Consider the following 1748-nt stretch of genomic DNA (forward strand, 5'->3'; position numbering starts at 1 on the left):
TTTTTTTGAACCTTGGCGCGTATTCTGCATTTTATTAAGAGGAATTAATGAAACAATAATTTCAGTACCATTTTTAGATTTTGCAATTAAATCATTTATTTTTAACAACTTATATCCTGTTTTTTAGAAATTTTTCAATTTAGAAAACAACTTTAAAATTAAATTTTAAAGTATAAAAAAGCACTCATGAGTGCTTTTTATTACTGCCTATTATTACTTAGATAGCAACAATATTTACAGCATTTGGTCCTTTTTGACCTTGAGCTACACTGAATTCAACCATTTGGCCTTCCATTAAGGTTTTGAAACCTGAACTTGAAATTTCGCTGAAATGAGCAAAAACGTCTGGACCTGACTCTTGTTGAATGAAACCAAAACCTTTAGTTTCGTTAAACCACTTTACAGTACCTTTAACAATATTTGAGTTTGACATAATATATCCTACTGATTTTTAATAATTTTGAGTCATTTTATTGACTGGGTATAAACTTTGAAAATAATAAAGAAGCGACTTAAAATCTGAAAAAACGAAGGATTATGACTAAAACTGCGATACTTAAAGAAGATTTACCGGAACAAGACTTTTTTCTAGTTAAAGTAACTATACACTAAAAATAGGAATAATCAAGTTTTCTTATATATATATTTACCAAACCCATAAACAACCAAAAAAATAGTCAAAAAATATAATAAAATCATATTTTTATTGTAAATGTAACAATATAAGGTTAGTATATTGGTCTAGTAAGATTGATAAGTAATGAATGCGATTATATAGTTCTGTAATAACAATATTGATGTTTTTAATTTCGGGAATGATAATTTTTTCCCAGACACAAATCATATATCAACCACCAAATTTTACCGTTTTAAATATCTCTAACTAGAGATATTTTATAAAAAACCGCCTAATAGGCGGTTTTTTTAATTTTTGAAGAAATAATGAATCTCTCTATTTAACATAAAATCTCTTATGCGAATTCTAGCCCTGCACAGGGCTAGATATAGCGATTAGACCCAATTCTCTAGCTTCAAACCATCAATCCGTTCAAATTCTTTTGTATTGTTCGTAACTAATACAACATCTAATGCCAAGGCATGAGCAGCAATCAGCATATCTAAGCTGCCAATCGGTTTACCTGTAGATTGAAGATTCTGGCGTAATTTGGCGTAATGCCAAATGGCCTGTTCATCGTAAGGAAGAATCTCTAAAGGTGACAAAAACTTGTTTAACGCCTGTTTATTGCGTTCAGATCCAGACTTCTCTACACCAAAAGCCAGCTCAGATGCCGTGATACTTGAAATCGCAAGCTGGCCGAGTTGATATTGATTAAAGCGTTCAAAAACGTGTTGAGGCTTATTGTTGATGACATAGATACAAATATTTGTGTCTAAGAGGTAAATCATTTGAACTCCTCACGGAACTGTTCCCCCTGATCAGCACGTTCTAACTGGAATCCAGATTCGAACTCATTCACTGCTTCAAGCATTACATCCCAAGGATTATCGATTGGCATCAACAAAACGCCACGTCCAAAGCTTTTGATGGCCACTTCCGTGCCATTAAAGCGAAAGGCTTTAGGCAAGCGAACAGCCTGACTGCGACCAGTTTGAAATACTTTCGCAATTTCCATAATTACCTCCCGAAACCAAGATATGTATCATTGATATATACCATAGCATTAAATCTTGTAGAGTCAAAGAGCAATTAAAATCATAAGACAATAAAAAACCCCGACATCCTGTCG

General features: G+C 32.7%; 3 protein-coding genes. All 3 read right to left on the minus strand.

Annotated elements, in window-relative coordinates; all coding sequences use genetic code 11:
- Positions 1-217: 217 nt before the first annotated feature.
- Positions 218-433, minus strand: coding sequence for a cold-shock protein (locus CDA10_RS16635; protein ID WP_005166617.1), 216 nt, complete (start codon positions 431-433; stop codon positions 218-220).
- Positions 434-1011: 578 nt separating this feature from the next.
- Complete coding sequence (gene vapC / locus CDA10_RS16640) at positions 1012-1407, minus strand: type II toxin-antitoxin system tRNA(fMet)-specific endonuclease VapC (protein WP_005404025.1); 396 nt, start codon at positions 1405-1407, stop codon at positions 1012-1014.
- Positions 1404-1634 (minus strand): antitoxin, encoded by a 231-nt coding sequence (locus tag CDA10_RS16645; protein ID WP_004282079.1) that lies wholly within the window; start codon positions 1632-1634, stop codon positions 1404-1406. The genes vapC and CDA10_RS16645 overlap by 4 nt, the downstream gene beginning before the upstream one ends.
- Positions 1635-1748: the final 114 nt, after the last annotated feature.

The sequence above is a fragment of the Acinetobacter piscicola genome (assembly GCF_002233755.1).
GTDB classification, from domain to species: domain Bacteria; phylum Pseudomonadota; class Gammaproteobacteria; order Pseudomonadales; family Moraxellaceae; genus Acinetobacter; species Acinetobacter piscicola.